The sequence below is a fragment of the Sphingomonas sp. CCH10-B3 genome (assembly GCF_001556185.1).
Lineage (GTDB): Bacteria > Pseudomonadota > Alphaproteobacteria > Sphingomonadales > Sphingomonadaceae > Sphingomonas > Sphingomonas aquatica.
Genome location: NZ_LSIJ01000009.1, coordinates 14,263 through 40,897, shown reverse-complemented (window position 1 = coordinate 40,897; position 26,635 = coordinate 14,263). Strand labels below are relative to the sequence as shown.

Below are 26,635 nucleotides of genomic sequence, written 5' to 3'. Positions count from 1 at the left end.
TCCGGCTAGAGGGAAGCCGTGGCCCTGATCCTCGGCCTTGAATCAAGCTGCGATGAAACAGCGGCGGCGCTCGTCACGTCCGGGCGTCAGGTGCTGGCGCACAAGCTCGCCGGGCAGGAGGCCGCGCACCGGCCCTATGGCGGAGTCGTGCCTGAAATCGCCGCGCGCGCGCATGTCGAAATGCTGATGCCGCTGGTCGAGGCGGCACTGGACGAGGCAGGCGTTACGCTGCCGCAAATCGATGCGGTGGCGGCAACAGCCGGACCGGGGTTGATCGGCGGCGTGATGGTCGGCCTCGTGACGGGCAAAGCGCTGGCGCATGCGGCAGGCAAACCGCTCGTCGCGGTGAACCACCTCGAAGGGCATGCGCTCAGCCCGCGGCTGTCCGATCCCGACCTTGCCTTTCCCTATCTGCTGCTGCTGGTGTCGGGCGGGCATTGCCAATTGCTGTTCGTCGAAGGCGTTGGCCGATACCGGCGGCTGGCGACGACGATCGATGATGCCGCAGGCGAAGCGTTCGACAAGACCGCGAAATTGCTCGGCCTCGGCTTTCCCGGCGGGCCCGCGGTCGAGCGCGCGGCCTTGGGGGGTGACGCCATGGCGGTGCCGCTGCCGCGTCCGCTGAAAGGGTCGGCCGAGCCGCACTTCTCCTTCGCCGGGCTGAAGAGCGCGGTCGCACGGGCGGCCGACAGCGGGCAATATCGCACCGAGGATATTGCGGCATCGTTTCAGGCGGCCGTCGTCGACTGCCTCGTTGACCGGACATTGGCCGCGATCGCGTGCAGCCGGGGTGCGACGGCACTGGTGGTTGCGGGCGGGGTTGCCGCCAATCAGGCGGTACGCGGCGCGCTCACCGACCTGGCGACGGCGCATGACCTGCGCTTCGTCGCACCACCGCTTTGGCTGTGCACCGATAATGCCGCGATGATCGGCTGGGCCGGTGCAGAGCGCTTTGCTGCGGGCTTCACTGACCCGCTCGACACGGCGGCGCGACCACGCTGGCCGCTCGATCCCGATGCCGAGGCCGTGCGCGGCGCAGGCGTGAAGGCGTGAAGATCGGCGTCATCGGTGGCGGCGCCTGGGGCACGGCGCTGGCGCAAGTTGCGGCGCGTGGCGGCCCGGTAACGCTCTGGGCACGCGAACAGGACGTGGTGACGGCGATCAACCGCGATCACATCAATCCGCTGTTCCTGCCGGACATTGGCCTATCGCCAGCGATCCGTGCGACTGCCAGTCTCGGTGCGTTGGCCGATTGTGATGCGCTGCTCGTGGTGGCCCCGGCACAGCATGTACGCGACGTGCTGGCCGAAGCGATGGTAGGCGATAAGCCGCTGATCCTTTGCGCCAAGGGGATCGAGGCGGGTACCAAGCTGCTCGTCGGCGAAGTCGCGGCGGAAGTGGCTCCTGCGGCGCCGATCGCAGTGCTTTCCGGCCCGACCTTTGCGCATGAGGTTGCGCGCGGGCTGCCGACTGCGGTCACGCTCGCCTGCCGCGACCCGATGCTGGGCGCCAAGCTCGGGGATCGATTGGCGGGACCTGCCTTCCGCCCTTACCTCAGCGATGATATCGTCGGCGCTGAAATCGGCGGGGCGGTCAAGAACGTCCTCGCGATTGCCTGTGGTGTCGTCGAAGGCGCCGGGCTGGGCCAGAATGCGCGGGCGGCGCTGATCGCGCGTGGCTTTGCCGAGATGACGCGCTTTGGCCTCGCGCGCGGCGCGCGAGCAGCGACGCTGACCGGGCTGTCGGGCCTTGGCGATCTCGTGCTGACCTGCTCGTCGACCAGTTCGCGCAATTTTGCGCTTGGGGTTGGCATTGGTCAGGGGCAATCCGCCCAAGTCTTGCTGGCGGGGAAGCGCAGCGTCGCCGAGGGTGCCTTCACTGCGCCGGTGCTGCAAACGGCCGCGCGCGATGCGCGTGTCGAGATGCCGGTGGTCGATGCGGTCTGCGCGCTGCTTGGCGGGGCGCCGGTCGGCGAGGTAATCGGGGCGCTGCTCGCACGCCCCTTGCGCGCCGAGCATTAATGGGCGGCAGCCGACGTCAGTCTAGAAATCGATCGCGATGCCCTTGAGTTCCCAATCGCCATAGCGCACCGGATTGAGCCCGAGCGGATCGTCCGCCTTGGGCTCGTCGCTCGTCGGCGCAGGCTGCGGCAGCGGCGGGCTGGGTGACAGATGCGCGGGTGGCTTCACATGGTCGGGGCGCTGGCCCATCGTCTTGGCTCCTTTGACAAGTGGAGAAATCGGATTTCCAACAGCGACGCGCAAGAGGGGCCAAAGGACGGGCTGGGGGCGGGCGTAGCGGCGCGGCTGGCGGCGCTGAAGCTGCTCGATGCCGTGCTGCGGCGCGGCCAGCCGCTCGAGGCGGGTCTGCCGGCGGCGACGCGCGGCATTTCCCGCGCCGACGACCGCGCGCTGGTTCATGCCATTGTGGCGGAAGTGCTGCGGCGGCTCGGCGATCTCGACGCGCTGATCGATTCGGCGACCCGCAAGCCGCTGCCCGATGACGCCAAGGCGCGGATGGCGCTGCGGATCGCGCTCGTGCAGGCGCTTGCGCTCGGCACGCCCGGCCATGCGGCGATCTCGACGGTGCTGCCGCTGGTGGACGGCGGACCGCGGAAGCTGGTCCACGGCGTGTTCGGTACGCTGATGCGGCAAGGCGCGGCGTTGCCTGAACTGCCGTCGCTGCCGCCCGCGACCGCCGAACGCTGGCAGCAGGCCTGGGGTACGGCGATGCTCGACCATGCGGCGCGCGCGCTTGCAAAGCCGCCCGCGCTCGACTTGACGCTTGCCGATGCGGGCGAGACCGATGCAATGGCGGCGGCGCTCGGCGGCGTCAGCCTGATGCCGGGCCATCTCCGCCTCGCCGAGCGCGGTGCCGTCCCCGATATCGAAGGCTTTGGCGAGGGGCGCTGGTGGGTGCAGGATCTGGCCGCCTCGCTGCTCGCGCGGCTGATCGGACGACCGGCGGCGATGGGCCAGGGCAGCGTGATCGACCTGTGCGCGGCGCCGGGCGGCAAGACGCTCCAGCTCGCTGCCGCCGGGTGGCAGGTCACAGCAATCGACATTGCCCAAAGTCGCGTGGCGCGACTTCGCGAAAACCTGGCGCGCACCGGGCTGTCGGCGGACGTGGTGACGACGGATGCACTCGACTGGGCGCCCGCTGTTGCTGCGGATGCGCTGTTGCTCGACGCGCCGTGCAGCGCGACCGGCATTTTCCGCCGCCACCCCGATGTGCTCCACCGCGTGCGCGCGCCGTTGATCGCCGAAATGGCCGCGCTGCAGGAACGGCTGCTCGCACGCGCGGCCGACTGGGTGCGGCCCGGCGGTTACCTCGTCTATGCGACCTGTTCGCTCGAGCCCGAGGAAGGCGAGGAGCAGATCGGCCGCTTCCTGTCGACGCGGCTCGATTATGCGATCGACCGCGTGCTGCCCGACGAGCTGCCGACGGGCGTCGTCGCGGCGCCGCAGGGCTGGCTGCGGACGCTGCCAGGGACGCTTGCCGGTGACGGCGGCTGCGACGGTTTTTTCATCGCACGAATGATGCGGATCGGCTGACCAACCGGCTTGCGGGCAGAGTCGGGCGTGCTACAGAATCGGCCATGCAACAGTCTGTTCGCCCCGTCCGCATCGCGCCGTCGATTCTGTCCGCCGATTTCGCCCGGCTGGGGGAGGAAGTGCGCGCCGTCGATGCTGCCGGCGCCGACTGGATCCATGTCGACGTGATGGACGGCCATTTCGTGCCCAACATCACGATCGGCCCTGCCGTGATCAAGGCGCTACGCCCTCACACGGCCAAGCCGTTCGACGTGCATCTGATGATCTCGCCGGTCGATCCGTTGCTCGATGCCTTTGCCGAGGCGGGCGCCGACACGATCACTGTGCACCCGGAAGCAGGCCCCCATCTTCACCGCACGCTTCAGCGGATCAAGGCGCTCGACAAGCGCGCCGGCGTGGTGCTCAATCCGGCGACGCCCGCCAAGATGCTCGACTATGTGCTCGAGGAAGTCGATCTGGTGCTGGTGATGAGCGTCAACCCCGGTTTCGGCGGGCAGAGCTTCATCACGTCGCAGCTGCGCAAGATCGCGGCAATCCGGACGATGATCGACAAGCTCGGCAAGCCGATCGACCTTGAAGTCGATGGCGGCGTCGATCCGGCGACCGCAAAGGCCTGTATCGACGCCGGTGCCGATGCGCTGGTCGCGGGCACCGCCGTGTTCCGCGGCGGGGCAGACCATTATGCCGCCAACATCGCCGCATTGAGGGGATAGTGGCCGATCACGATCCCCGCGACACGCTCGGCGATACGATCGAGCAGGGCCGCCGCCTGATCCGGCAAGGCGGCGACAAGGGGCTGTCGCTCGCCGAGCGGCTGGCCGAGCGCTTCAACCGGCTGGCGTGGCGCACGCCGATCCACGGGATGCGGCTGAACGGTCGGCACCCGCTCAAGCTGGTCGCGGTGCCCGACGATCCGATTTTCGGCGATGTTTCGCGCGGCGCGGCGCTGCTAGAGGGCTGGGTCGATTTGCGCGGCGAGTTGCTGCCCCTCGCCGCGATCGACTTCGCCCGGCTCGATGCGTCTCCGGCGATGGCGGAGTATCTTCACAGCTTTGCGTGGCTGCGCGACTTGTCGAGCGTGGCGACGCGAGCGCGCGGGGCGCCGATCGCCGAAGCGCTGATGCGCGCCTGGCTCGCCCAGCACGGCGAACATGTTTCGGTGCCGGCGTGGCGCGCCGATCTGCTCGGGCGACGGATCATGTTCTGGTCGGCGCATGCGCCGCTGATCCTGTCGAGCGCCGATCTCGTCTATCGCTCGGCCGTGCTCAACGCGATGGCGCGTGGCGCGCGTCATCTCGATCGCGCGGTTGAGAAACTGCCGCCGGGCACTGGTCGGGTCGCGGGCTGGTGCGGCGTGACGATGGCCGGGCTGATGATGGCGGGTGGCGAGCCGCGCCAGAAGGGCGGCGAAGCGGGCTTGCAGCGCGCGCTGGCGGCATCGGTCTTCGCCGATGGTGGCAGTGTCCAGCGGTCGGGCATTGCCCAGCTCGACCTGATCGCGCTGCTGACCACCTTGCGCGAAGGCTATGCCGCGCGGCGGATCGAGCAGCCGGCGTTCATCGCCGACACGCTGGCGAAACTGGTCCCGGCGCTGCTGGGGCTGATGCACGGCGACCGCGCCCTGTCGAGCTGGCAAGGCGGCGGGCCGCTCACTGCTGACATGATCGCTGCCGTTATCGAGGCATCGGGCGTGCGGACCCGCCCGCTGCGTCAGGCGCGCGAATGGGGCTATCAGCGGATCAGTGCGGGTACCAGCGTACTGATCATGGATGCCGCCCCACCGCCGGTCGCGCGGCTGATCGAAGGCGGCTGCGGCTCGACGCTTGCCTTCGAATTCTCGGACGGGCCGCAGCGGCTGATCGTCAATTGCGGCGGCGCGCGCGCGGTCGTCGCCAAGCTGCCCGCCAAGCTTGCCGAGGGGCTTCGCACCACCGCGGCGCATTCGACTTTGGTCGTCGGCGACAGCAATTCGACTGCGATTCATGCCGACGGCACGCTCGGCAAGGGAGTGAGTGAAGTCGAGCTCAGCCGCCAGGAAAGCGAAACGTCGAGCCGGATCGAAGCGAGCCACGACGGCTATGCGCGGCGTTTCGGCTTCGTCCACCGCCGCCAGCTGGTGCTGACCAGCGACGGCCGCGATCTGCGCGGTGACGACATGCTGTTGCCGAGCGGGCGCAAGCCGCGCCGCGCCGACACGCCCTTTGCCGTTCGCTTCCACCTCGGCGTCGGGGTCGAGGCGACGCCGACATCGGACGGAATGGCGGCGCTGCTGCGCGTGCCCGGCGGCGCGCTGTGGCAATTCCGCTGCCGCGGCGGCATGCTCACGATCGACGACAGCCTGTGGATCGACGGTGACGGCGTGCCGCAGCCGACCAAGCAGCTCGTCATCACCGGCGACGCGCCCGCTGGCGGCGCGAGCGTCAGCTGGGTCTTGAAGCGCGCCCGGTGAGCGGGCAGGGAGCGCCATCGCTTTCCCGGAGCCGTTCATGACCCGCATCAAGATCACCCGCGCGCTGCTGTCGGTTTCCGACAAGACCGGGATCGTCGAACTCGGGCAGGCACTGGCGAAGCAGGGCGTCGAACTCGTCTCGACTGGCGGCACGGCAAAGGCACTGCGCGATGCCGGGCTCGCCGTGCGCGACATCAGCGAGCTTACGCAATTCCCTGAAATGATGGACGGGCGGGTCAAGACGCTCCACCCCAAGGTCCATGGCGGCCTGCTCGCGGTGCGCGACGATCCGGCGCATGCCGCAGCGATGGCCGAGCATGATATCGGCCCGATCGATCTGGTCGTGGTCAATCTTTATCCGTTCGAGGCGACCGTGGCGAAGGGCGCCGCGCGCGACGAGGTGATCGAGAATATCGACATCGGCGGGCCGTCGATGGTGCGATCGGCGGCGAAGAACCACGCTTATGTCGCGGTCGTCACCGATCCGGCCGACTACGCGCTGGTGATGAGCGGCGAGACGACGCTCGACGACCGCAAGATGCTCGCAGCCAAAGCGTTTGCCGCGACCGCAACTTATGACGCCATGATCGCGAGTTGGTTCGCCTTCGCCGATCAGGGCGAGCGCTTCCCCGCCACACTGCCGTTCATCCTCGAACGCCCGGTGGCGCTGCGCTACGGCGAAAATCCGCACCAGCATGCCGCTTTCTACCACCACCGTGGCCCGGCCGCGCGCGGGATCGGTGATGCGCGGCAAGTGCAGGGCAAGGAACTCAGCTACAATAACTATAACGACGCCGACGCCGCGCTCGCGCTGGTCAGCGAATTCAAGCATGCCGATCCGACCTGCGTGATCGTCAAGCACGCCAATCCGTGCGGCGTGGCAACGGCGCCCACGATCGCCGCCGCCTATGCCGATGCGCTGGCATGCGACAGCGTGTCGGCCTTCGGCGGCATCATCGCAGTCAATCGCGCGCTCGACCGCGCGACGGCGGAAGCGATCAGCGGCATCTTCACCGAAGTCGTGGTGGCGCCGGGTGCCGATGCCGATGCGCTGGCGATCTTTGCTGCCAAGAAAAATCTGCGGCTGCTGCTGAGCGGTGACTTGCCTGAGCCGACGCGTCCGGGGCTCGAAGTGCGCGCGATTACCGGCGGCTGGCTGGTGCAGAGCCGCGACAATGGCGCGGTGCAAGCCGACGACCTCAAGCTGGTGACCAAGCGCGCGCCGACCGATCGGGAGCTGCGCGACGCGCTGTTCGCCTGGACGGTCGCCAAGCACGTCAAGTCGAACGCCATCGTCTATGCCAAGGATGGTGCAACGGCAGGCATCGGCGCGGGGCAGATGAACCGGCTCGAATCGGCGCGGATTGCGGCATGGAAAGCGCGCGACGCTGCCGACAAGGCGGGTTGGGCGACGCCGCGCACGGTCGGCTCGGCAGTGGCGTCCGACGCCTTCTTCCCCTTCGCCGACGGGCTGTTGGCAGCGGTCGAGGCGGGTGCGACGTGCGTCATCCAGCCCGGCGGCTCGATCCGCGACGAAGAGGTGATCGCCGCGGCCGACGAAGCCGGGCTGGCAATGCTGTTTACCGGCATGCGCCATTTCCGGCACTAGGCGGCGGGCGTCGGCATCCGCTTGAACAGCGCGCGGTCTTCGGCCTTGAACGCGACGCGCCAGATCACGAACAGATAGCTGGCCGCAATCACTGGCAAGCCGATCACCAATTGCGTCCATTCGAAGCGGTGCGGCAACAGCGTGAAGCCGCCGCCCAGCACAATCGCCGTCCCTGCCGCAACCGCCAATTGCCAGCGCCAGCCCGAAACAGGCGCCCCCAGCAGCCGCCGCAGCAGCCACGCCTTGACCAGCGAAGTCATGCCGAGCGACGCCATCAGCGCGATCGCCGGACCTGCCGCCTGATAATTGTCGGGCCAGCCCCAGTCGCGCATCAGGAAGATCAGGCCAAAGCTGAGCGCGATCTGCACTGCCAGCATCACGCCGGAAATCAGCAGGTTCCAGTGCCGCGCGACATAGACAAGCGCGCTTTCGCAGGTCGAGCCGGTCGCGGCGAGCACTTCGGCGGCGAGCAGAAACGCCAGCGCCGCCGTGCCATAAACAAATTGCGGGCCGATCGTGCCCATCACGGCTTTGCCGGGAATCGTGCCCATCAGCGCCAGACACCCTTGCGCGGCGATGATCCAGAACCCGACCTGCCGGACCTGCGCCGCGACGGCGGCACGATCGCCGGCCGCAAGGCTCTGCGTGATTACTGGGCCGAGGATCGGATCGAAGCTGGTCTTGAGCCGCCCAGGCAGCGATGCGATCTGCTGCGCCATATAATAAATGCCGACGATCGCTGGCGGGAACAACTGGCCCAGAATGAAGCGATCGATGTTGCGCGTTGCCCATTCGATCGCATCGGCCCCCGCAAGCGGCACATTCGCCCAGGCGAGGCCAAGGATCGTTCCCAGCCGCGGCTTCCAGCCGATCGGCACGCCATAGCTGCGCATGAACGGGATCAGCGAGGCCACCACCGCCGCGATCATCGACAGCATATAGGCAATCTCGAGCCCGTCGCGCGGGCTGACATACCATAAGGGCACTGCGGAGATGCTGATCGTCCAGGGTTCGATGATCGCGCGTGCGGTGACGGTCGCGCGCAGATCGCGGCGATAGGCGAGCGCGGCGAGGCTGATGTCCGACCACGCAATCGCAACGATGATTGCGGGCAGCCAGTGCGCGACACCCTGCGGCGGCGCGGCGCGGTACATGATCTGCGGAAAGGCGAACAGCAGCGCGCTGGCGGCAATCGACGCGAACAACCCGACCGCGAGGGCATCCCAGGCGACATGCGCATGCGGGCGGTCCGTCGTCGACAGCGCCTGCGCAAGGCCGCGCTTCATGCCGAGCGTGGCGACCAGCGCGGCGAGCTCGACCGCGACCACCGCCAGCGCGAACTTGCCGACAGTCTCGGGACCGTAAAGCCGTCCCGCCACAAACAGAAAGGGCACGCGGGCCAGCAGCCGCAGCCCGAAGCCGAACACATTGGTCCGCCCTCCCTTGGCCAGCGCGGCGATATCGTCGGACGGCGCGGCCTCAGCCTGGCTCAATGCGCAGCGCCTTTACTAATTCGATAGAGAGCCTTCATTGCTTCAAATACCAAATGCTCTTGGACCCTTGCTTGCGCAGACCTGCCTTACCAGTTTCGCGGAGCTTTTGAGCTGCCCAGCGAATATCATACTGCCAAGAATAGAAATGCTCACCTTCGTTTCTAAGGTCAGCTTCATGATTTAGCCAAATCTGACGCGCGACATCGTTGACCGAGGCGGCGCCACCCAACTCGGCGAGCGCCTCGCGCACCCACAATTGCAACCGTTCGCGGTACATTACGCCTCCATTAATGCGCCGCGCCCCAGCTGGGGCCGGTGCCGATCTCGACGCCGAGCGGCACCGACAGCGTGACTGCGGGCTCGGCGGCGGTTGCCATCACGTGTTCGATGACCGGCTTGGCGACCGCGACATCGCCTTCGGGCAATTCGAACACCAGTTCGTCGTGCACCTGCAGCAGCATCTTGACGTCATGCAGGCCGGCATTAGCGAGCGCAGGCCCCATCCGCACCATCGCGCGCTTGATGATGTCGGCGCTGGTGCCCTGGATCGGCGCATTGATCGCCGCGCGCTCGGCGCCTTGCCGCTCGTGCTGGACCGAGGATTTGAGGCGCGGGAACCAGCATTTGCGGCCGAACAGCGTTTCCGTATAGCCGCGCTCGCGCGCGCTTTGCGTGGTCTCGGCGATATAGCGGTTGATGCCGGGGAAGCGTTCGAAATAGCGGTCGATCATCGCCCGCGCTTCGTCGGCGCTCACATCGAGCCGCCCGGCAAGCCCCCAGCGGCTGATGCCATAGAGAATCGCGAAATTGATCGTCTTCGCCCGCCCGCGCGTGTCGCGATTGACTTCGCCGAACAGCTCCTGCGCGGTCATGCTGTGGATGTCGGCGCCGCTCGCGAAGGCATCGCGCAGCGCTGGCACATCGGCCATGTGCGCTGCCAGCCGTAGCTCGATCTGCGAATAGTCGGCGGCGAGCAGGACATTGCCGGGTTCCGCCACAAAGGCGTCGCGGATCTGGCGGCCGATTTCGGTGCGGATCGGGATGTTCTGCAGGTTCGGGTCGGTCGACGACAGCCGCCCGGTCTGCGCGCCGGTAAGGCTGTAGCTCGTGTGGACGCGCCCCGTCAGCGGGTTGATCTGTGCCTGCAACGCATCGGTATAGGTCGATTTCAGCTTCGACAGCTGGCGCCAGTCAAGCACGCGTGCGGCAATCACCGCGCCCGGCGATGCCTTGTCGGCGGCGATCTTTTCCAGCTCGGTGACGTCGGTCGAATAGACGCCCGACTTGCCCTTGCGCCCGCCCTTGATGCCCATCCGCTCGAACAGCACGTCGCCGAGCTGCTTGGGCGAGCCGATCGTGAACGGACCGCCGGCAAGCTCGTGGATTTCGGCTTCGAGCGTCGCCATCTGCCCGGCGAATTCGCTCGACAGCGCGGCGAGCCGGTCGCGGTCGACCTTGATGCCGTGGCGCTCCATCTGCGCGATCACCGGCGCGAGCGGGCGATCGACCATCTCATACACCCGCGTCGCGCCTTCGGCCGCCAGCCGCGGCTTGAAACGCCGCCACAGCCGCAGCGTCACATCGGCGTCCTCGGCAGCATAATGGGTCGCGGTCTTCAAGTCGATTTCGGCGAAGCCGCGCTGGTTCTTGCCGGTGCCGACGACGTCCTTGAACGCGATGCACTGGTGCGACAGATGCGTCGCCGCCAGTTCGTCCATGCCGTGGCCGTGCAAGCCGGCGTCGAGATCGAAGCTCATCAGAATCGTGTCGTCGAACGGCGCCACGTCGATGCCGAGCCGCCCGAGCACGATCATGTCGTATTTGAGGTTATGGCCGATCTTGAGCACGCTCGGATCCTCGAGCAGCGGCTTGAGCTTTGCGAGCGCGACGCCCGTGTCGAGCTGATCAGGCTTTTCGGCGAACATGTCGGTGCCGCCATGCGCGAGCGGGATATAGCAGGCGAGATTGGGGTGAAGCGCAAGGCTTACCCCGACCAGTTCGGCCTGTGTCGCATCGATGCCGGTGGTCTCGGTATCGACCGCGATCCAGCCCTGATGCTGCGCGGCGGAGATCCAGCGACCTAGCGCGGCTTCATCGACGACGGTTTCATACTCGTCGTGCTTGCAGGGCGGGTCTTCCTCCTGCTCGACCGTTTTCGGCGTCGCGACCGGCGCGTCGGCGACGGCGGAGAGCTTGGCGAGCAGCGAGCGAAAGCCGTGATGCTCGAGGAAGGCGCGCAACGGCGCGTCGGGAATGCCCTGCAGCTCGAGCGACTCGAGCGGCTCGGCAAGCGGGGCGTCGTCCTTCAACGTCACCAGCACGCGGCTCAGCCGCGCCATTTCGGCATGTTCGATCAGATTGTCGCGCAGCTTGCCGGGCTTCATCGTCGGTGCCGCTGCCAGCACCCCTTCCAGATTGCCATGTTCGAGGATCAGCTTGGCCGCGGTCTTCGGGCCGACGCCGGGGACGCCGGGGACGTTGTCGACGCTGTCGCCCATCAGCGCGAGCACGTCGCCCAGCTGCTCGGGCCCGACGCCGAATTTTTCGGCGACATGCTCGGGGCCCAGCCGCCGGTTGTTCATCGTGTCGTACAGGTCGAGCCCGGGCTCGATCAGCTGCATCAGATCCTTGTCCGACGACACGATCGTCACCGCCCAGCCCTGCGCGAGGGCCGCCTTGGCATAGCTGGCGATGATGTCGTCGGCTTCCAGCCCTTCTTCCTCGATGCACGGCAGGCTGAACGCGCGCGTCGCGTCGCGGATCATCGGGAATTGCGGGATCAGGTCTTCGGGCGGCGGCGGGCGCTGCGCCTTGTATTTGTCGTACAGGTCGTTGCGGAAGGTATGGCTGCCCTTGTCGAGCACCACCGCCATGTGCGTCGGGCCATCGGCCTTGTGGAGTTCGTCGGCGAGCTTCCACAGCATCGTCGTATAGCCATAGACCGCGCCGACCGGCTCGCCATGCTTGTTGGTCAGCGGCGGCAGCCGGTGATAGGCGCGGAAAATATAGCCGGAGCCGTCGACCAGATAGAGATGGGGCATCGCCGTGCGATAGCCCAACCGTCGCGTCGTACCAACAGTTTCGCGCGAGCGTCGTTGCTCAGGCAGCGTCGTGAAAGATGATGCCGAGCGTGTGGCGTTGGCCGCTGCGCACCGTGGCCACGCCGTGGCGCATCGTGACGCGATAGTCGCCCCGCGCGCCGCGCACCGGTCGCTGGTTCACCGCGAACACCACGGCATCGCCCTGCATCAGCGGCACGACTTCGGCGCGCGACTGCATGCGCGGGCGCTGCTCGGTCAGAACGAAATCGCCGCCGGTGAAGTCGCGGCCGGGCTGCGACAGCAGGATCGCGACCTGCAGCGGAAATACATGCGCGCCGTACAGATCCTGATGCAGGCAGTTATAGTCGCCCGGCCCGTATTGCAGCAGCAACGGCGTTGGGCGTGTCTGCCCCGCATTATGGCAGCGTTTGAGGAAGTCGGCATACGCATCGGGGAAGCGCATTTCGCTTCCCAGCCGCGCCTGCCAGCGATTGGCGGTCGCGGCGAGCGGCGGGTAAAGCTGATCGCGTAGCTGCGCCACAAGCGCCGGTAGTGGATGCGCGAAATAGCCATAATGGCCGCGCCCGAAGCCGTGGCGGGCCATCACGATGCGACTGCGAAACTGCGCATCGTCGTCGAACAACGCCGCCATGGCCTGTGCCTGTTCGGGCGTGACCAGCGCGGGCAGCACCGCCCAGCCCTGTGCATCGAGCGTGGCTGCGATGGCATCCCAGTCGTCGTGCCGGCGGGTTTCGATCGCGTGCTGATTCATGCGGACAGCATGGCGCAAGGCTGCATCGCGCTCATCCCGGGCCTTGCGCTCGAACCGCGCGGCGCGCGACCGCCTTAGAAATGGTTGGCGACGACCGCTGCCACCACGGACTGCATCAGTGCCTGCCGCTCGGCGATCGGGCGCGGGGTGTCGCCGATCATGACCGCCAGCGCATAGGATCGGCCATCGGGTGCCGTCAGTATGCCGACGTCGTTATAGCCCGCCGTCCGCCCGAAGAGATCCTGACCGGTGCCGGTCTTGTGGCCAAAGCTCCAGCCAATGGGTACCGCGCCACGCAGCCGCTGACGACCGGTTTTCGACGATTCCATCGTGCCGATCAGATATTGCGTCGATCCGGGCGAGAGCAGCGCCCCGCGCTTCAGCTTCGCGAGCGCCCCGGCAATCGCGATCGGTGCGGCGCCGTCGGGCGGATCGGCGACATAGGCTTGGTAGGCTTTGATGCGCGTCTCGATCGGCAGCTCGGCCCGCGCGCGGATAAAGCGGTTGCCGGTCGCGAAATCTGATTTCCATTCAAGGCCGGCAGTCTGGCTTTGCAGCAGCCGCTCGCCGGGGCCGAATTTGATTGTCCCCAGATCCTTGCGGGCGATGAACGCGCGCACGGCGTCGGGCCCGCCGATCAGGCGCAACAGCCGGTCATTGGCGGTGTTGTCGCTTTCGGTCAGCGCACGCTGGAGCAGATCGCCGACGGTGGTTTTATAGCCGTCGCCGCGCACCATCGCGGCGATCGGCTGGTGGAACAGCGTCAGGTCCTCGCGCGTGACCGTCACTGGATCGTCGAGCGTCAGCCGACCCTGGTCGCGTGCATCGAGCACGGCCATCGCCACCCATAATTTGCTCACGCTCTGCTGGGGCAGCGGCAGATCGCCATTCGCCGACACCATCCAGTCGCGATCGACGCTGCGCACGGCGATGCCGACCTTGCCGTCGAAGCCGCGCGCAATCGTGCCGACTGCGGCGATCAGCGCGGCCGGCGCCGGCGGGGGTAGCGGCTTCGCAGGCGGTACGGGCGCAGGCTTGATTGCCACCGGAATCGGCACCGGCGGCGCGGCCACGGCGACTCGGGCGACTTCAGTCGTCTGGCATCCCGCAAGAATGACAATCGCAAGCGCGGCGCCAAGCAGCGCGCGCGGATGCGGCAAGCTCCGGTTATGGTTAAGATTCAGAGAGATGCGATCCATGTCGAGCGTTGTCATGACGCGGCCGTGGTTTCGACGATATCACTGGCACGCGGTTAACGCGTCGAATCGCACTTTTTCAGCGACGAAGCGATGCGGTCCCTGTCGCTTCAGGGGATCAGGATGGTGTCGGCCGCTTCCGGCAACAGCTCCGGATAGTCGAGCGTATAGTGCAGCCCCCGGCTTTCCTTGCGTGCCAGCGCGCAGCGGACGATCAGCTCGGCGGTCTGGAGCAGGTTACGCAGCTCGATCAGGTCGGGCGTGACGCGGAAATGGCCGTAATAATCGCCGATCTCGTCGGTCAGCATGCGGATGCGGTGTTGCGCGCGTTCGAGCCGTTTGGAGGTGCGCACGATGCCGACATAATTCCACATGAAGCGGCGGATTTCGGTCCAGTTCTGCTTGATCACCACTTCTTCGTCGCTGTCGGTCACGCGGCTTTCGTCCCACGCGCGGATCGACGGCGGCGGCGGCAGGTCGTCCCAATTGGCGGCGATGTGGCGCGCGGCACTTTCGCCGATGACAAAACACTCGAGCAGCGAATTGGACGCCAGGCGATTGGCACCGTGCAATCCGCTTTCGCTGCATTCGCCCGCGGCATAGAGGCCGGGCAGGTCGGTGCGCCCGTCGCGATCGATGACGATGCCGCCGCAGGTATAATGCTGGGCAGGGACGACCGGGATCGGATCGACGGTCATGTCGATGCCGAGCCCAAGCAGCTTTTCGTGGATCGTCGGGAAGTGTTCGCGGACGAAATCAGGGCCCTTATGGCTGATGTCGAGATGGACATAGTCGAGCCCGAGCCGCTTGATCTCATGATCGATCGCGCGCGCGACGATATCGCGCGGGGCGAGTTCGGCGCGCGGATCGAAATCGGGCATGAAGCGGTAGCCGCTGTCCGGCAGCAGCAACTGGCCACCCTCGCCGCGAACCGCCTCCGTGATCAGAAAATTCTTGACCTCAAGATTATAGAGGCAGGTCGGGTGGAATTGCATGAATTCCATGTTGGCGACGCGTGCCCCCGCCCGCCACGCCATCGCGATGCCGTCACCCGTCGCGCCGCGCGGCGCCGTCGAGTAAAGATAGGTCCGCCCGGCGCCCCCCGTCGCAAGCATCGTCGCGCGCGCCGTGAACAGCTCGACCCGGCCCGTGGTTCGGTTGACGGCATAGACGCCCCAGACGTGCCCCGATCCCGAATAGCGTTCCTCATGTTTGCCGGTCGCCAGATCGATCGCGACCATGTCGGGGACGAGCGTGATGTTGGGGTGGATTTCGGCGGCGTGCTGGAGCGCTTCCTGCACCGCCCACCCGGTCGCATCGTTGACATGGACGATGCGGCGGTGGCTGTGTCCGCCTTCGCGGGTCAGGTGGAGCGTGTTGCCGTCCATGTTGAACGGCACGCCCAGTTCGACCAGCCGCGCAATCGCGCGCGGCGCGCCTTCGACCACGAATTCGACGGTCGCGCGGTCGTTGAGGCCTGCGCCCGCGACCATCGTGTCCTCGATATGGCTGTCGAAGGTATCGCCTTCCTCCAGCACCGCCGCGATCCCGCCCTGCGCCCAGGCGGTCGACCCTTCGTTGAGCCGACCCTTGGCGAGCACGGTGACCTTGAACCTGTCTCTTATACAGAGCCGATGATGAGAACGTCGGTGGTGTGGCTCGGCCCCCCGCTCACGCGTTCGACGCCCGCGTCAGATTGAGGAACACATCCTCCAGATCGGCCTCACGGGTTGAGACGTCGACGATGCCATAGCCGTTCGCCTGCACCGCCGCGAGCACCTGCCCCGCGTTCACGCGGTCCTTCTGATAGGTTATCGACAGCACCCGCTCGCCCTTCAGCTCGATCTTGTGGAAGGCGGCGTGCGCGGGCGCCGCCGTAACGTCGCGGTCGACCGTCACTTCGACGAGCTTCTCGGTCGCCATACCCACCAAGGCGCGCGTAGGTTCATTGGCGATGAGCTTGCCGTGGTTGATGATCGCGATCCGGTCGCAAAGCTCTTCGGCTTCCTCCAGATAATGCGTCGTCAGCACCACCGTGACGCCGCCCGCATTGAGTTCGCGGACATAAGCCCAGAGCTGCTGGCGCAGTTCGATATCGACCCCCGCGGTCGGCTCGTCGAGCACCAGCACGGGCGGCGCATGCACCATCGCCTTCGCCACCATCAGCCGCCGCTTCATGCCCCCCGACAAAGTGCGCGAATAGGCCTTGGCCTTGTCCTCCAGATGCACCGCGCGCAGCAGTTCCATCGACCGCCGCTTGGCCTTGGGCACGCCGTAAAGCCCGGCCTGGATTTCAAGCGTTTCGAACGGCGTGAAGAACGGGTCGAACAGGATTTCCTGATTGACGATCCCGATCGAGGCCTTGGCATTGCGCGGGTGCGCGTCGATGTCAAAGCCCCAGATCGACGCACTGCCGCTGGTTTTGTTGACGAGGCCGGCGAGGATGTTGATGAGGGTCGACTTGCCCGCCCCATTCGGCCCGAGCAGCCCGAAAATTTGCCCGCGCGGAACCTCGAACGACACTTCGTCGAGCGCGCGCTTGCCGCCGGCATAGGTTTTGGAGAGGCGGTCGATCGAAATGGCGGCGTCGGTCATCGCTGTCGCTTAAGCCGCCCGGCCAGCCGCGCCAAATAATTTCGTCGTGCGTCAGGACACCCGCGTCAGCGTGGTGCGGTTGCGCGTCAGCCACGTCTCGGTCTGGTCGTCGAGGAAATCGACTTCCTTCAGCGTCACCATCGTCGCGCCGTCGCGTTTGGTGGTTTCGCGGATGCGCGCGGGGCGGTCATCGTCGCGGCCATCCTGCACTTCCTCGATCGTCCAGCGATCGGCGGCCTCGGCCCGCGTCAGCCGCAGCGTGGCGGTGCCCAGCTCGGCATCGCGCCCCTTGCGAAAGCTCACGCTTTGCTCGCGATTCGTCGCGGGGTCGAGCAAGGCAATGCTGGTGATGGTGACAATCCCGGTCTTCGGCCCATCGTCGAAATCGGCATGGCGGATCAGCGTCAGACCGTCGCGCATGATCTCGATCCGCACCTGAACCGGCAACCCGAACCAGCGATCGGCCTGATAATCGCGATATTCGAGCTGCCCTTTCCAGCTGCCCGCCAATCCGGCACGGATCGACGTCAGCGTCACGGGATTGGGCTCGCCCTGCGCCTGTGCGATCGGTGCGATCGCCGCCAACGCTGCAACGATAAAGCTGAAAGGCTTCGATGCCATGCGCGCGATCCTGTGTTGCTGCGGTCCGCCGTCGTTGCTATCGCGTCGATGATGGTCCCGCCACCTGAAACCACGCGCGTTGCCGCACCCCGCGTATCCTGCGACGGCGCGCATGCCGGCATTCCGGCCGCGCTTGGCCATCCGCGCGTCTTCCTTGAAATCGACGAACGGGGCTATGTCGATTGCGGCTATTGCGACCGGCGTTTCATCCTGATCGGCGGTCCTGCGGATGGCATCGATCCGGCAACGCTGGCTGATATCCCCGCGGGCGCCAGTCACTGACGAGCGACTTGGTGGAAGCGGCCACCAACCCGATTTTGCCGCGACGATGCCGCCCCAGGTTTACTTGTGCCGCGCGCGCCCTACCTTGGCGCGATGACCGACCTGCCTGATCCCCGCGCCTTCCTCTATGCATCGCTTGACCCGGCCGAAGCCCGGCGCCTGACCGCCGAAGCGCTCGCCCGTGCCGATGACGGTGAGCTCTATCTCCAATATCGCAAGGCCGAGGCTTTCGGATTCGACGATGGTCGGCTGAAGACGGCGAGCTATGATTCGCACGCGGGCTTTGGCCTGCGCGCGGTGTCGGGCGAGACCACGGCGTTCGCCCATTCGAGCGAGCTGAGTGGTGCAGCGATCAAGCGCGCGGCCGAGACGATGGCGCTGATCGATCCCGCAACCGGCCCCAAGGCACCGCCGCCGCCGGGCACCAATCGCCATCTCTACACCGGCGCCGATCCGCTCGACCTGATGCCGTTCGCCGACAAGGTCAATCTGTGCCAGACGATCGACGCCGCCGCGCGCGCCCGCGATCCCCGGGTGGCGCAGGTATCGGTTTCGCTGTCGGGATCGTGGAGCGTCGTCGAGATCGTCCGCGCCGACGGCTTCGTCGCGACCGACGTCCGCCCGCTGGTGCGGCTCAACGTCTCGATCGTTGTCGAGCAGAATGGCCGCCGCGAGACCGGCACCTTCGGCATCGGCGGGCGCTATCTCTACGATCAGGTGACGTCGCCCGAGGTGTGGAACCGTGCAATCGACGAAGCGCTCGCGCAGGCGCTGGTGAACCTCGACTCGGTCGATGCGCCAGCCGGTGAAATGACCGTGCTGCTCGGCCCCGGCTGGCCAGGCATCCTGCTTCACGAAGCGATCGGTCATGGGCTGGAAGGCGATTTCAACCGCAAGGGCACGAGCGCCTTTTCGGGCCGCATCGGCGAACGCGTCGCCGCCGCCGGCGTGACGGTGGTCGACGACGGGTCGCTCAACGACCGGCGCGGGTCGCTGTCGATCGACGACGAAGGCACGCCGACGCAGGAAACGACGCTGATCGAGGACGGGATCCTGAAAGGCTATATCCAGGACCGGCTCAATGCGCGGCTGATGGGCGTCGCGCCGACCGGCAATGGCCGCCGTGAAAGCTTCGCGCACGCGCCGATGCCGCGCATGACCAACACGTTCATGAAAGCCGGGCGCGACAACCCCGCCGAGCTGCTATCGCGTGTGAAAAAGGGCATTTTCGCCAAGAGCTTCGGCGGCGGGCAGGTCGATATCGTGTCGGGCAAGTTCGTGTTCAGCTGCACCGAGGCTTACCGCGTCGAAAACGGGAAGATTGGCGCTCCGATCAAGGGCGCGACCCTAATCGGCGACGGGCCCAGCGTGCTCACCCGCGTGATCGGAATCGGCGACGATTTCGCGCTCGACGAAGGCGTCGGCATGTGCGGCAAGGGCGGCCAGAGCGTGCCCGCGGGTGTGGGGCAACCGACCCTGCTAGTCGACGGGCTGACGGTGGGCGGCACGGCGGTTTGAGGGGCGGAAAGGATAAATGGGACCGCTCGCCAATGTGATGATCGCGGCGCTGCTCCAGGCGGCGGGAGCTGCCACCATGCCACCAAGCCCGTTTTGGACGGTGGCTCGTCCGAGCGATGTCTGCCGCATGTCGGGCAGTTGGATTATTGGGCTGGGGCGCCCACAGGCCAGCGTCACCAACGTCAATATCGAGCGGATCGAGTATCGCGGTCGCACGCTGATCCAGGCGTTGCATCGCGGCGTGATGACGTCACCGACGGGCGATGATCAGTTCCTTGTCGATGCAGCAACGCTCCATCCGGTCGAGACGCAGCATAGCGGGCCCGTGCCGCCGGTGCATTTCCGGTTCGACGGCCCTTCGGCAGTCAAGCTGGCCCCCGACGGCAGCGTTCAGGAAGAGATAGCGCTTTCCGGTGTCGCGATACCTGAAGGGCCGGGCCTCGAGATTATTGTGCAGGCCGTGCCGTGGCGCGATGGGTTGCGGATGAGCGGCGCGATGCTCGATCGCTGGCGGGGCACGGGCGCCACGCGCAACCGGGCGGTAAGCTGGGTTGTCGAGGGACGCGCGATCCTCGACACGCTGACGGGCCGTCACGAGACGTTCCGAACCAATCTTGCGCCGGTTGACGGCAGTTTTTCGATCATCGGCTATGTTACGGTTGCGCGTCCGCATCACCTTGTGCGGATGGAATATGTGGCGGCTGCGGGCCGCAAACCGCTGATATCGGAAATGCGCGAAGTCGCATTTCACTGTGGGGCTTTGCCAGCCGAGCGGATTGACGGCTGAGGGTGGGCGGCATGGAGGTTCAGGTCGCGGCGAGCCCCAAGATAGCTAGGCCGACCGCCAGGATCAGCATTGCGATCGGCGATCAGAACATGCGATATTTTTCCAGCGGCAAGCCGTGCACGTCCAGCCATTGGTTCATGCTTTCGATCGCATCGCGATTTTCTTCCGCGAAACGGCGAGCAACCTCGGCACGAAGCGCGGCTTCGCAGACTGCTTGAACGTCGATCCCAAGTTCTGCGGCGAGTTCCACCGTCATCACTTTGGCTTCAAACGTGACGGGCATACGGGGTGGATTGGCGATCGACATGGACGGAGAATAAGCTAGGTCGCGCTGGAAACAAGCGAGGCAACGATGTCCGAGTTCTTCACTGCCCTGAACGACGATCACCGCGCCTTCATTGCGCGGCAGCCGATCTTCTTCGTCGCGACCGCAGCCGAGGGCGCGCGGATCAACCTCAGCCCCAAAGGCATGGATGCGTTTCGCGTGCTGGGCGACAATCGCGTCGGCTATCTCGATCTCGGCGGATCGGGGAATGAGACGCACGCGCATCTCGCCGCCGATGGCCGTATCACGATCATGTTCTGCGCGTTCGACAATCCTGCGCTGATCCTGCGGCTTTATGGTCGCGGGCGCGCGGTGGTGGCGGGAACGCCTGAGTATGACCAGCTTGCCGAAAACTTCCCGCGCCTGCCTGGCGCGCGGCAGATCTTCGACATCAGCGTCGACAGCGTGCAGGAAAGCTGTGGCTGGGGCGTACCGCGCATGACGCTCGACGGCGAGCGCCGCACGCTGGTCAAATATCATGCCCAGCAGGACCCCGTCGAACGCCTCGCGCGGATCGCCGAGCGGACGAAGAGCATCGATGGCCTGCCGGTGACGGTGCAGACCGTGATCCCCGGCTGGGCCGACTGATGGCGCTTGCCGAACTTGGCCGCTTTTCGAAGAACGAGGCCAATATCCTGATCGGTGCGCTCGACGCGCAGGGCATTCCTGCCATCGCCTTCGACGAAGGCGCGAGCATCGCCGACGGCAGCCAATATTTCATTCCGGTGCGGGTCATGGTCGATGATACCGACCTGGCCGACGCACAGGCGATCGTCGCGGCGGCACGGGGCTCAGCTGCCTAAAATTTGGGCAATTGTTCGCAGTTGCACAAAAATGCACCGCGTCACGACATGATCTTAATTCAAATTCGTAGAGATTAACGTAAAGTTACGTCTGGCACGCAAATTGCGAAGTGATCTTCCGTGGCAACAGCCGGGGGATCAATGTGAAGCTAGTCATCGCGATCATCAAACCGTTCAAGCTCGACGAGGTGCGCGAAGCGCTGACCGCGATCGGTGCCGCGGGCATGACCGTTACCGAAGTCCGTGGTTTCGGTCGCCAGAAGGGGCAGACCGAAATCTATCGCGGCGCTGAATACACCACGTCGATGGTGCCCAAGATCAAGATCGAGATTGCCTGCAGCGCCGATCTGGCGCCGCGCGTGGCCGAGACGATCCAGGTAGCGGCGCAGACCGGGGCGATCGGCGACGGCAAGATCTTCATTCTCGACATCGACCAGGCGGTGCGCATCCGCACCGGCGAAACCGACGAGACGGCCCTGTGAATCGGTCGGTGACGCGAGCTGGCAGCGGGACAGTGAGGGGGACTATGAACAAATATCTGAAGATTGCGATCGCCGGTGGCACGCTCGCTGCCGTTGCTGCGGCAGCGCCCGCCTTTGCGCAAACCGCACTCGTCAAGGCGCCCGACGCCGCAGCGCAGGCTGGCATGGTCAACAAGGGCGACACGACGTGGATGCTGGTATCGTCGGCACTGGTGCTGATGATGTCGGTGCCGGGGCTTGCGCTCTTCTATGGCGGGCTGGTGCGCACCAAGAACATGCTCAGCGTGCTGATGCAGGTGTTCATGATCGTCAGCATCGCCACCTTGGTGTGGTGCGGCTGGGGCTATTCGATTGCGTTCACCAGCGGCGGCGACAATCACTTCTTCGGCGGGCTGTCGAAGGCATTTCTGAGCGGCGTCACCGGCTCGACCTACGCTGCTACTTTCTCGAACAATGTCTACATTCCTGAACTTGCCTATTTCGTGTTCCAGATGACTTTCGCGTGCATCACGCCCGCGCTGATCGTCGGCGCCTTTGCCGAACGGGTGAAGTTCACCCCGCTGATGATCTTCATGGTGCTGTGGATGACGCTCGTCTATTTCCCGATCGCGCATATGGTCTGGTACTGGGCGGGTCCCGACTTCCTGCCCGATGCGCCTACCGATTCCGGCTATCTGTTCGGCAAGGGCGCGCTCGATTTCGCCGGCGGCACGGTCGTTCATATTAACGCCGGCATTGCGGGCCTCGTTGGCTGCCTGATCATCGGCAAGCGCAAGGGCTATAAGTCGGAGCCGATGCCGCCGCATTCGCTGACGATGACGATGATCGGTGCCAGCTTGCTGTGGGTCGGCTGGTTCGGCTTCAATGCAGGGTCTAATCTCGAATCAAATGGCGTCACTGCCGTCGCGTTCGTGAACACCTATGTCGCAACGGCGGCAGCGGCGGTCAGCTGGGCGCTGATCGAGCAGTTTGTCCACAAGAAGCCGTCGCTGCTCGGCGCGGTGACCGGGGCAGTCGCCGGGCTGGTCGCGATCACGCCGGCGTCGGGCTATGCCGCGCCGATGACGGCGATCGTGCTCGGCTTCGTCGTCTCGCCGATCTGCTATTTCTTCGTGACCACGGTGAAGAACCGCCTCGGCTATGACGATTCGCTCGACGTGTTCGGCGTGCACTGCGTCGGCGGGATCGTCGGCGCGCTTGGCACCGCGATCGTTGCCGATCCCAAGCTCGGCGGGCAGGGCTATTTCGACTACACCGTCTTCCCGGCCGTCGCGGTGACGCCCGAGGCGTACAGCATCTCGGCGCAGCTGCTGGTTCAGCTGCAGGCAGTCGCGATCACATTGCTCTGGTCGGGCGCCGTCAGCGCGGTGCTGTTCCTCGCGCTCAAATACACGGTCGGCGTGCGGCCGAGCGACGAAGTCGAAGCCGAAGGGCTCGATATCAACGAACATGGCGAGCGCGCCTATAATTATTGACGAGATCGGGCCGCGCGCACGGGGGTGCGACGCGGCCCAACCGGGGTTCCTCCTGCGGACGCCCTAGGGCCGGAGCGGCAACGCCCCGGCCCCTTTTTTGTCAGTGGTCAGCGGCCGGATCGGTGGCGGGCGGGTCGCCATCGGAATCGGCAGATGGTGGGGGCGCTGGCGCGGGCACATCCTTGCGCATCCGCCGCGCGGCCATCGACGCGCCGAGCAGGAAGCCGCCCGGCACGAACAGGATTGTCGCGACAAGCCCGATGCGGCGCCAGTTGGTCTTTGCCATCTGCTCTGCCTAGGGGCTTTGCGGCGTGCGCGAAAGCCCAGGCCCCATCACCCCAGATCGGCGCGGACGAAATCAGCGCAGCGTTCACCAATCATGATCGACGGCGCGTTGGTGTTGCCGCTGACGAGCTTGGGCATGATCGAGGCGTCCGCAATATAGAATCCCTCGACCCCGCGTACCCGCAGCTTCGGGTCGCAGACGGCCGCATCGTCCGACCCCATCCGCGCAGTGCCGACCGGATGATAGATGGTGTCGGCCCGCGCACGGATCAGCCGGTCGAGCGCGTCGTCATCGTTCAGATCGATCGGATTGCGGTCGCGCGCCTTGAAATCGGTCATCGGCGGCGATTCGAGGATGCGATACATCGCCTTCACGCCCTTTTTCATCAGCGCGATGTCGCGCGGATCGGTCAGAAAGGCAGGATCGATCAGCGGCGCGGCGCGCGCATCGGTCGACGCGAGCCGCACCGTGCCCTTGCTCTCGGGCCGCAGCACGCAGACATGGCCGGAGAAACCATGCGCCTTCACCTTGGTGCGGCCATGATCCTCGAGCGCCGCGATCACGAAATGGAGCTGGACGTCGGGGCAGGGCGAATCGGGATCGACCTTCAGGAAGGCCCCGCCCTCGGCATAGGGGGTGGTCATGGCGCCCTGCCGCTTGGTGAACCAGTCCCAGAAGGACTTGAGGCCATTGAGCTGCCCTTTCAGCGTCTGGCCGAGGAAGCGCGTGTCGTCGCATTCATAGGACGCGACATAATCGAGGTGATCCTGGAGATTGCCGCCGACCTCGCCGCGATCGATACGGACGGCAATGCCGTGCTCAGCGAGATGCGCGGCCGGGCCGATCCCCGACAGCATCAGAATCTGCGGCGTGCCGAACACGCCCGCCGCCAAAACGACCGCACGACGCGCACGCAGCTCCTTCGCTTCGCCATTCTGGAGATAGGCAACGCCCCAGGCGCGCCCCTCGTCGAACAGCACGCGCTCGACGGTGACGCCGGTCTCGACGCGCAGGTTGGGGCGACCTCGATTGGGCTCGATGTAGCCGCGCGCCGCGCTCCAGCGCTCGCCGCCCTTTTGCGTGACCTGATAGAGGCCGATGCCGTCCTGCCGCGCGCCGTTGAAATCGTCGTTGCGCGGGATCTGCAGGCTCGCACCGGCTTCGATGAACGCCATCGTGCCGGGATTGGGCGAGACCTGTTCGCTGACGTGGAGCGGGCCGCCGTCGCCGTGGAAGTCGTCGGCGCCGCGGACATTGTTTTCGGCGCGCTTGAAGTAGGGGAGGACGTCGTCGTAGCGCCAGCCGTCGCAGCCCATTGCGGCCCAGTTATCGTAATCCCAGGCATTGCCGCGGATATAGATCATCGCATTGATCGCCGATGACCCGCCGAGCCCCTTGCCGCGCGGCTGATAACCTCGCCGCCCGTTGAGCCCGACCTGCGGCACGGTTTCGAACGCCCAGTTGGTCGCGGGCGTCTGGAACGCGATCATGCCGGGAATGCGCGTGCGGTAACCGGTGTTGTTGCCCCCCGCTTCGAGCAAGGTGACCTTATACTTGCCGCCTTCGCTCAGCCGCCCAGCGACGGCACTCCCGCCGGATCCCCCGCCGATGACGACGATGTCGGTTTCTTCCACGCGTCGCTCCCCAATTGCTGTTCTTGTTGTTGCCGCTGCAGCCAGCGTGCCTTGATGATCTCGGACGTGTCGCGGCTTCCGTCGTGGCTCCAGCCCGGCGGCATCACCATATAGCCGAGCTTGGCCTTGAGCGTGGGCGCTGCCCAGACGTCTCTGGCGATGCCGATCCATTCATGGAACGCTGCCCAGAGCAGGTTGAAGCTGCCCAGATTCTTGACGATGCCATAGCGCGGTGGATCGTCGGCGCGCTCGGGCTCGAAGGTGCCGAGCCATTTGTCCCAGACGATGAAAACACCGGCATAATTCTTGTCGAGATAACGCGGGTTGGTCGCGTGATGCACCCGGTGATGGCTCGGCGTGTTCATCACTGCCTCGAACCAGCGCGGCATCTTGTCGATCGCCTCGGTGTGGATCCAGAATTGGTAGATCAGGTTGAGGCCGCCGACGAACGCCAGCATCGCCGGGTGAAAGCCGATCAGGAACAGCGGAATCTTGATCACGATGCCGAGCGAAATCGGCCCGGTCCACGTCTGCCGCAGCGCTGTCGACAGATTATAATGCTGGCTCGAATGGTGGATGACATGGCTGGCCCAAAGCCAGCGGATCCGATGCCCGGCGCGGTGGACCAGATAATAGAAGAAGTCGTCGACGACGAAGGCGATGACGAACCAATACCATTGCCAACCGATGTCGAAGAGCCGGTAGTTCCACACCCACAGCGCAAAGGCGCCTAGCAGTCCGCCGAAGATCACGCCCGACACGACATTGCCGAGGCCCAGGCTGAGCGAGGTCAGCGTATCGCGCGGCTCGTAGCGCTCAGGGTGAGTCAGCTTCACCGCGACCATTTCGATCAGCACCAGCGCGACAAAGCCAGGAACGGCAAGATCGGTGGGGTTGGGAAGCGCCATGGCCGCTTGCTTACACCAGTGTCAGCGCCGAACCAAGACGGCGCCGAACAGCGCTTCGCCGGTCTCGATATGCCAGCCATCGGCAGTTTCGCGGACGGCATCGGGGCGCACCCGGCGCGCGGCGAGATGGGCGCCGTGGCGCTTGAGCACCGCGACGCTGCCGTCGCGGCCGTGGACCAGCGCGCTCCGGCCATCGGCGGCGACGACCGCGCGGACGGCTTCAAAGCCCGACAGCATCGCTTCCGCCTCGGCCCTGGCAAAATCCTCGCTCGCAATCGGTGGCGTCCGCCCCAGTCCGAGCAGCGCCGCCAGCCCCGCCAGCATCAGGATCGCGACCAGCGACCCACCCAGCTGAAGCCACAGGCCCGGCATTTCAGTGCCCGCCCGCCAATGCCTGCATCATGCCCGCGACCGGCGACAGGTCATACCCCGCCGCCGCTGCCTTGCGGAACAGATCGGCGGGTTCCGCACCGGCCTTGGCGCTTGCAAGCGCCCAGAGCATGCAACTGCGCGTCCCCGACCTGCAAAAGGCGAGCACTGGGCCATCGGCCATCACTGCGGTCGTCGCATCAAGCTGCGGATGGGCGAACCCCGCATGAGTCACCGGAATTTCGGTATAGACCAGCCCGAGCGCCTCGGCTGCCTGACGAATTGCGGCACCCTCGGGCTGGCCAGGCTCCTCACCCTCGGGCCGGTTGTTGATGATCGCGCGATAGCCGGCGCGGGCAATGTCAACAACGTCGCCGGGCGTAATCTGGGGAGCGACGGCGAATTGCGGGTCGAGCGGAATGATCATGTGCGCAAG

General features: G+C 66.0%; 28 protein-coding genes. 13 read left to right on the top strand and 15 right to left on the bottom strand.

What is annotated here, in order from left to right:
* Window positions 1-18: 18 nt before the first annotated feature.
* Window positions 19-1,053: a tRNA (adenosine(37)-N6)-threonylcarbamoyltransferase complex transferase subunit TsaD gene (gene tsaD / locus AX672_RS02145; protein ID WP_066647488.1), complete on the top strand. Its 1,035-nt coding sequence runs from the start codon at window positions 19-21 to the stop codon at window positions 1,051-1,053.
* The gene (locus AX672_RS02140; protein WP_066647485.1) at window positions 1,050-2,021 is read left to right on the top strand and encodes an NAD(P)H-dependent glycerol-3-phosphate dehydrogenase; all 972 of its coding nucleotides are present in this window, start codon (window positions 1,050-1,052) and stop codon (window positions 2,019-2,021) included. The genes tsaD and AX672_RS02140 overlap by 4 nt, the downstream gene beginning before the upstream one ends.
* A gap of 21 nt (window positions 2,022-2,042) precedes the next feature.
* Here the strand turns inward: AX672_RS02140 and AX672_RS18105 are convergent, their stop codons facing one another.
* Complete coding sequence (locus AX672_RS18105) at window positions 2,043-2,210, bottom strand: DUF1674 domain-containing protein (RefSeq protein WP_082730336.1); 168 nt, start codon at window positions 2,208-2,210, stop codon at window positions 2,043-2,045.
* Between AX672_RS18105 and AX672_RS02135 the strand changes: the two genes are divergently transcribed.
* From AX672_RS02135 to purH, 4 genes are read left to right on the top strand one after another with little or no spacing between them, the layout of a single operon-like run.
* Complete coding sequence (locus tag AX672_RS02135) at window positions 2,190-3,554, top strand: RsmB/NOP family class I SAM-dependent RNA methyltransferase (protein WP_082730327.1); 1,365 nt, start codon at window positions 2,190-2,192, stop codon at window positions 3,552-3,554. The two genes, AX672_RS18105 and AX672_RS02135, sit on opposite strands and share 21 nt — an antisense overlap.
* Before the next feature lie 44 nt (window positions 3,555-3,598).
* Window positions 3,599-4,267 (top strand): ribulose-phosphate 3-epimerase, encoded by a 669-nt coding sequence (gene rpe / locus AX672_RS02130; RefSeq protein WP_066647482.1) that lies wholly within the window; start codon window positions 3,599-3,601, stop codon window positions 4,265-4,267.
* Window positions 4,267-6,003 (top strand): heparinase II/III family protein, encoded by a 1,737-nt coding sequence (locus tag AX672_RS02125; protein ID WP_231731122.1) that lies wholly within the window; start codon window positions 4,267-4,269, stop codon window positions 6,001-6,003. The genes rpe and AX672_RS02125 overlap by 1 nt, the downstream gene beginning before the upstream one ends.
* Before the next feature lie 37 nt (window positions 6,004-6,040).
* Window positions 6,041-7,612 carry a bifunctional phosphoribosylaminoimidazolecarboxamide formyltransferase/IMP cyclohydrolase gene (gene purH / locus AX672_RS02120; RefSeq protein WP_066647460.1) on the top strand — a complete coding sequence of 524 codons (1,572 nt, stop codon included), beginning with the start codon at window positions 6,041-6,043 and terminating at the stop codon, window positions 7,610-7,612.
* On the opposite strand, the gene AX672_RS02115 is transcribed toward purH, so the two are convergent.
* From AX672_RS02115 to AX672_RS02080, 8 genes are all read right to left on the bottom strand, one after another.
* Entirely contained in the window at window positions 7,609-9,105 is a 1,497-nt protein-coding gene (locus tag AX672_RS02115) for a lipopolysaccharide biosynthesis protein (RefSeq protein WP_066647458.1), read from the bottom strand. The genes purH and AX672_RS02115 overlap by 4 nt on opposite strands.
* Before the next feature lie 34 nt (window positions 9,106-9,139).
* On the bottom strand, window positions 9,140-9,382 hold the full coding sequence (locus tag AX672_RS02110; protein ID WP_066647456.1) for a hypothetical protein: 243 nt from the start codon (window positions 9,380-9,382) through the stop codon (window positions 9,140-9,142).
* A gap of 10 nt (window positions 9,383-9,392) precedes the next feature.
* Window positions 9,393-12,146 (bottom strand): DNA polymerase I, encoded by a 2,754-nt coding sequence (gene polA, locus AX672_RS02105; protein ID WP_066647784.1) that lies wholly within the window; start codon window positions 12,144-12,146, stop codon window positions 9,393-9,395.
* Between the two features lie 58 nt (window positions 12,147-12,204).
* Window positions 12,205-12,918 (bottom strand): 2OG-Fe(II) oxygenase, encoded by a 714-nt coding sequence (locus tag AX672_RS02100; RefSeq protein WP_082730326.1) that lies wholly within the window; start codon window positions 12,916-12,918, stop codon window positions 12,205-12,207.
* Window positions 12,919-12,992: 74 nt separating this feature from the next.
* A complete protein-coding gene (locus tag AX672_RS02095) occupies window positions 12,993-14,078 on the bottom strand; it encodes a serine hydrolase (RefSeq protein ID WP_443026227.1) in 1,086 nt (361 codons plus the stop codon).
* A 146-nt stretch (window positions 14,079-14,224) separates the two neighbouring features.
* Window positions 14,225-15,739: an L-aspartate oxidase gene (nadB, locus tag AX672_RS02090; RefSeq protein WP_082730325.1), complete on the bottom strand. Its 1,515-nt coding sequence runs from the start codon at window positions 15,737-15,739 to the stop codon at window positions 14,225-14,227.
* Window positions 15,740-15,785: 46 nt separating this feature from the next.
* The gene (locus AX672_RS02085; protein ID WP_066647453.1) at window positions 15,786-16,709 is read right to left on the bottom strand and encodes an ABC transporter ATP-binding protein; all 924 of its coding nucleotides are present in this window, start codon (window positions 16,707-16,709) and stop codon (window positions 15,786-15,788) included.
* Between the two features lie 51 nt (window positions 16,710-16,760).
* Window positions 16,761-17,330, bottom strand: a complete 570-nt coding sequence (locus AX672_RS02080) for a hypothetical protein (protein WP_066647451.1) — start codon at window positions 17,328-17,330, stop codon at window positions 16,761-16,763.
* A 51-nt stretch (window positions 17,331-17,381) separates the two neighbouring features.
* On the opposite strand from AX672_RS02080, the gene AX672_RS02075 reads away from it, so the two are divergent.
* The 3 genes from AX672_RS02075 (at window position 17,382) to AX672_RS02065 (ending at window position 19,917) form a co-directional block, all read left to right on the top strand.
* Window positions 17,382-17,612, top strand: coding sequence for a zinc-finger domain-containing protein (locus AX672_RS02075; protein WP_066647778.1), 231 nt, complete (start codon window positions 17,382-17,384; stop codon window positions 17,610-17,612).
* A gap of 93 nt (window positions 17,613-17,705) precedes the next feature.
* Window positions 17,706-19,130, top strand: coding sequence for a metalloprotease TldD (gene tldD, locus AX672_RS02070; RefSeq protein WP_066647775.1), 1,425 nt, complete (start codon window positions 17,706-17,708; stop codon window positions 19,128-19,130).
* Window positions 19,131-19,146: 16 nt separating this feature from the next.
* On the top strand, window positions 19,147-19,917 hold the full coding sequence (locus tag AX672_RS02065; RefSeq protein ID WP_066647449.1) for a hypothetical protein: 771 nt from the start codon (window positions 19,147-19,149) through the stop codon (window positions 19,915-19,917).
* An 82-nt stretch (window positions 19,918-19,999) separates the two neighbouring features.
* Here AX672_RS02065 and AX672_RS02060 read toward each other — a convergent pair whose 3' ends face one another.
* Window positions 20,000-20,224 carry a type II toxin-antitoxin system CcdA family antitoxin gene (locus AX672_RS02060; protein WP_082730324.1) on the bottom strand — a complete coding sequence of 75 codons (225 nt, stop codon included), beginning with the start codon at window positions 20,222-20,224 and terminating at the stop codon, window positions 20,000-20,002.
* Window positions 20,225-20,269: 45 nt separating this feature from the next.
* Here AX672_RS02060 and AX672_RS02055 point away from each other — a divergent pair, with 45 nt between their 5' ends.
* From AX672_RS02055 to AX672_RS02040, 4 genes are all read left to right on the top strand, one after another.
* The gene (locus AX672_RS02055) at window positions 20,270-20,830 is read left to right on the top strand and encodes a pyridoxamine 5'-phosphate oxidase family protein (protein WP_066647446.1); all 561 of its coding nucleotides are present in this window, start codon (window positions 20,270-20,272) and stop codon (window positions 20,828-20,830) included.
* Complete coding sequence (locus tag AX672_RS02050; RefSeq protein WP_066647443.1) at window positions 20,830-21,045, top strand: putative signal transducing protein; 216 nt, start codon at window positions 20,830-20,832, stop codon at window positions 21,043-21,045. The genes AX672_RS02055 and AX672_RS02050 overlap by 1 nt, the downstream gene beginning before the upstream one ends.
* Window positions 21,046-21,188: 143 nt before the next feature.
* On the top strand, window positions 21,189-21,527 hold the full coding sequence (locus AX672_RS02045; protein WP_066647772.1) for a P-II family nitrogen regulator: 339 nt from the start codon (window positions 21,189-21,191) through the stop codon (window positions 21,525-21,527).
* A 44-nt stretch (window positions 21,528-21,571) separates the two neighbouring features.
* Complete coding sequence (locus tag AX672_RS02040) at window positions 21,572-23,002, top strand: ammonium transporter (RefSeq protein ID WP_066647440.1); 1,431 nt, start codon at window positions 21,572-21,574, stop codon at window positions 23,000-23,002.
* Between the two features lie 100 nt (window positions 23,003-23,102).
* On the opposite strand, the gene AX672_RS02035 is transcribed toward AX672_RS02040, so the two are convergent.
* Genes AX672_RS02035 through AX672_RS02015 form a run of 5 tightly spaced genes read right to left on the bottom strand, consistent with a single transcriptional unit; the run spans window position 23,103 to window position 26,626 of the window.
* Window positions 23,103-23,288 carry a hypothetical protein gene (locus AX672_RS02035; RefSeq protein ID WP_066647437.1) on the bottom strand — a complete coding sequence of 62 codons (186 nt, stop codon included), beginning with the start codon at window positions 23,286-23,288 and terminating at the stop codon, window positions 23,103-23,105.
* Between the two features lie 47 nt (window positions 23,289-23,335).
* Window positions 23,336-24,922 carry a GMC family oxidoreductase gene (locus AX672_RS02030; protein ID WP_066647435.1) on the bottom strand — a complete coding sequence of 529 codons (1,587 nt, stop codon included), beginning with the start codon at window positions 24,920-24,922 and terminating at the stop codon, window positions 23,336-23,338.
* Window positions 24,856-25,830, bottom strand: coding sequence for a sterol desaturase family protein (locus AX672_RS02025; RefSeq protein WP_066647432.1), 975 nt, complete (start codon window positions 25,828-25,830; stop codon window positions 24,856-24,858). Before AX672_RS02025 ends, AX672_RS02030 begins: the two co-directional genes overlap by 67 nt.
* Window positions 25,831-25,851: 21 nt before the next feature.
* Window positions 25,852-26,202 (bottom strand): hypothetical protein, encoded by a 351-nt coding sequence (locus tag AX672_RS02020; protein ID WP_066647430.1) that lies wholly within the window; start codon window positions 26,200-26,202, stop codon window positions 25,852-25,854.
* Window position 26,203: 1 nt separating this feature from the next.
* Complete coding sequence (locus AX672_RS02015) at window positions 26,204-26,626, bottom strand: TIGR01244 family sulfur transferase (RefSeq protein WP_066647429.1); 423 nt, start codon at window positions 26,624-26,626, stop codon at window positions 26,204-26,206.
* Window positions 26,627-26,635 lie beyond the last annotated feature (9 nt).

Coding starts and splice junctions, on each gene's coding strand:
- AX672_RS02080 (WP_066647451.1), bottom strand. CDS start 17,330: ATGGCATCGAAGCCTTTCAGCTTTATCGTTGCAGCGTTGGCGGCGATC.
- AX672_RS02020 (WP_066647430.1), bottom strand. CDS start 26,202: ATGCCGGGCCTGTGGCTTCAGCTGGGTGGGTCGCTGGTCGCGATCCTG.
- rpe (WP_066647482.1), top strand. CDS start 3,599: ATGCAACAGTCTGTTCGCCCCGTCCGCATCGCGCCGTCGATTCTGTCC.
- AX672_RS02110 (WP_066647456.1), bottom strand. CDS start 9,382: ATGTACCGCGAACGGTTGCAATTGTGGGTGCGCGAGGCGCTCGCCGAG.
- AX672_RS02015 (WP_066647429.1), bottom strand. CDS start 26,626: ATGATCATTCCGCTCGACCCGCAATTCGCCGTCGCTCCCCAGATTACG.
- purH (WP_066647460.1), top strand. CDS start 6,041: ATGACCCGCATCAAGATCACCCGCGCGCTGCTGTCGGTTTCCGACAAG.
- AX672_RS02075 (WP_066647778.1), top strand. CDS start 17,382: ATGGTCCCGCCACCTGAAACCACGCGCGTTGCCGCACCCCGCGTATCC.
- AX672_RS02025 (WP_066647432.1), bottom strand. CDS start 25,830: ATGGCGCTTCCCAACCCCACCGATCTTGCCGTTCCTGGCTTTGTCGCG.
- polA (WP_066647784.1), bottom strand. CDS start 12,146: ATGCCCCATCTCTATCTGGTCGACGGCTCCGGCTATATTTTCCGCGCC.
- AX672_RS02050 (WP_066647443.1), top strand. CDS start 20,830: ATGGCGCTTGCCGAACTTGGCCGCTTTTCGAAGAACGAGGCCAATATC.
- AX672_RS02035 (WP_066647437.1), bottom strand. CDS start 23,288: ATGGCAAAGACCAACTGGCGCCGCATCGGGCTTGTCGCGACAATCCTG.
- AX672_RS02055 (WP_066647446.1), top strand. CDS start 20,270: ATGTCCGAGTTCTTCACTGCCCTGAACGACGATCACCGCGCCTTCATT.
- AX672_RS02135 (WP_082730327.1), top strand. CDS start 2,190: ATGGTCGGGGCGCTGGCCCATCGTCTTGGCTCCTTTGACAAGTGGAGA.
- AX672_RS02040 (WP_066647440.1), top strand. CDS start 21,572: ATGAACAAATATCTGAAGATTGCGATCGCCGGTGGCACGCTCGCTGCC.
- AX672_RS02060 (WP_082730324.1), bottom strand. CDS start 20,224: ATGTCGATCGCCAATCCACCCCGTATGCCCGTCACGTTTGAAGCCAAA.
- tldD (WP_066647775.1), top strand. CDS start 17,706: ATGACCGACCTGCCTGATCCCCGCGCCTTCCTCTATGCATCGCTTGAC.
- AX672_RS02085 (WP_066647453.1), bottom strand. CDS start 16,709: ATGACCGACGCCGCCATTTCGATCGACCGCCTCTCCAAAACCTATGCC.
- AX672_RS02100 (WP_082730326.1), bottom strand. CDS start 12,918: ATGAATCAGCACGCGATCGAAACCCGCCGGCACGACGACTGGGATGCC.
- AX672_RS18105 (WP_082730336.1), bottom strand. CDS start 2,210: ATGGGCCAGCGCCCCGACCATGTGAAGCCACCCGCGCATCTGTCACCC.
- AX672_RS02065 (WP_066647449.1), top strand. CDS start 19,147: ATGGGACCGCTCGCCAATGTGATGATCGCGGCGCTGCTCCAGGCGGCG.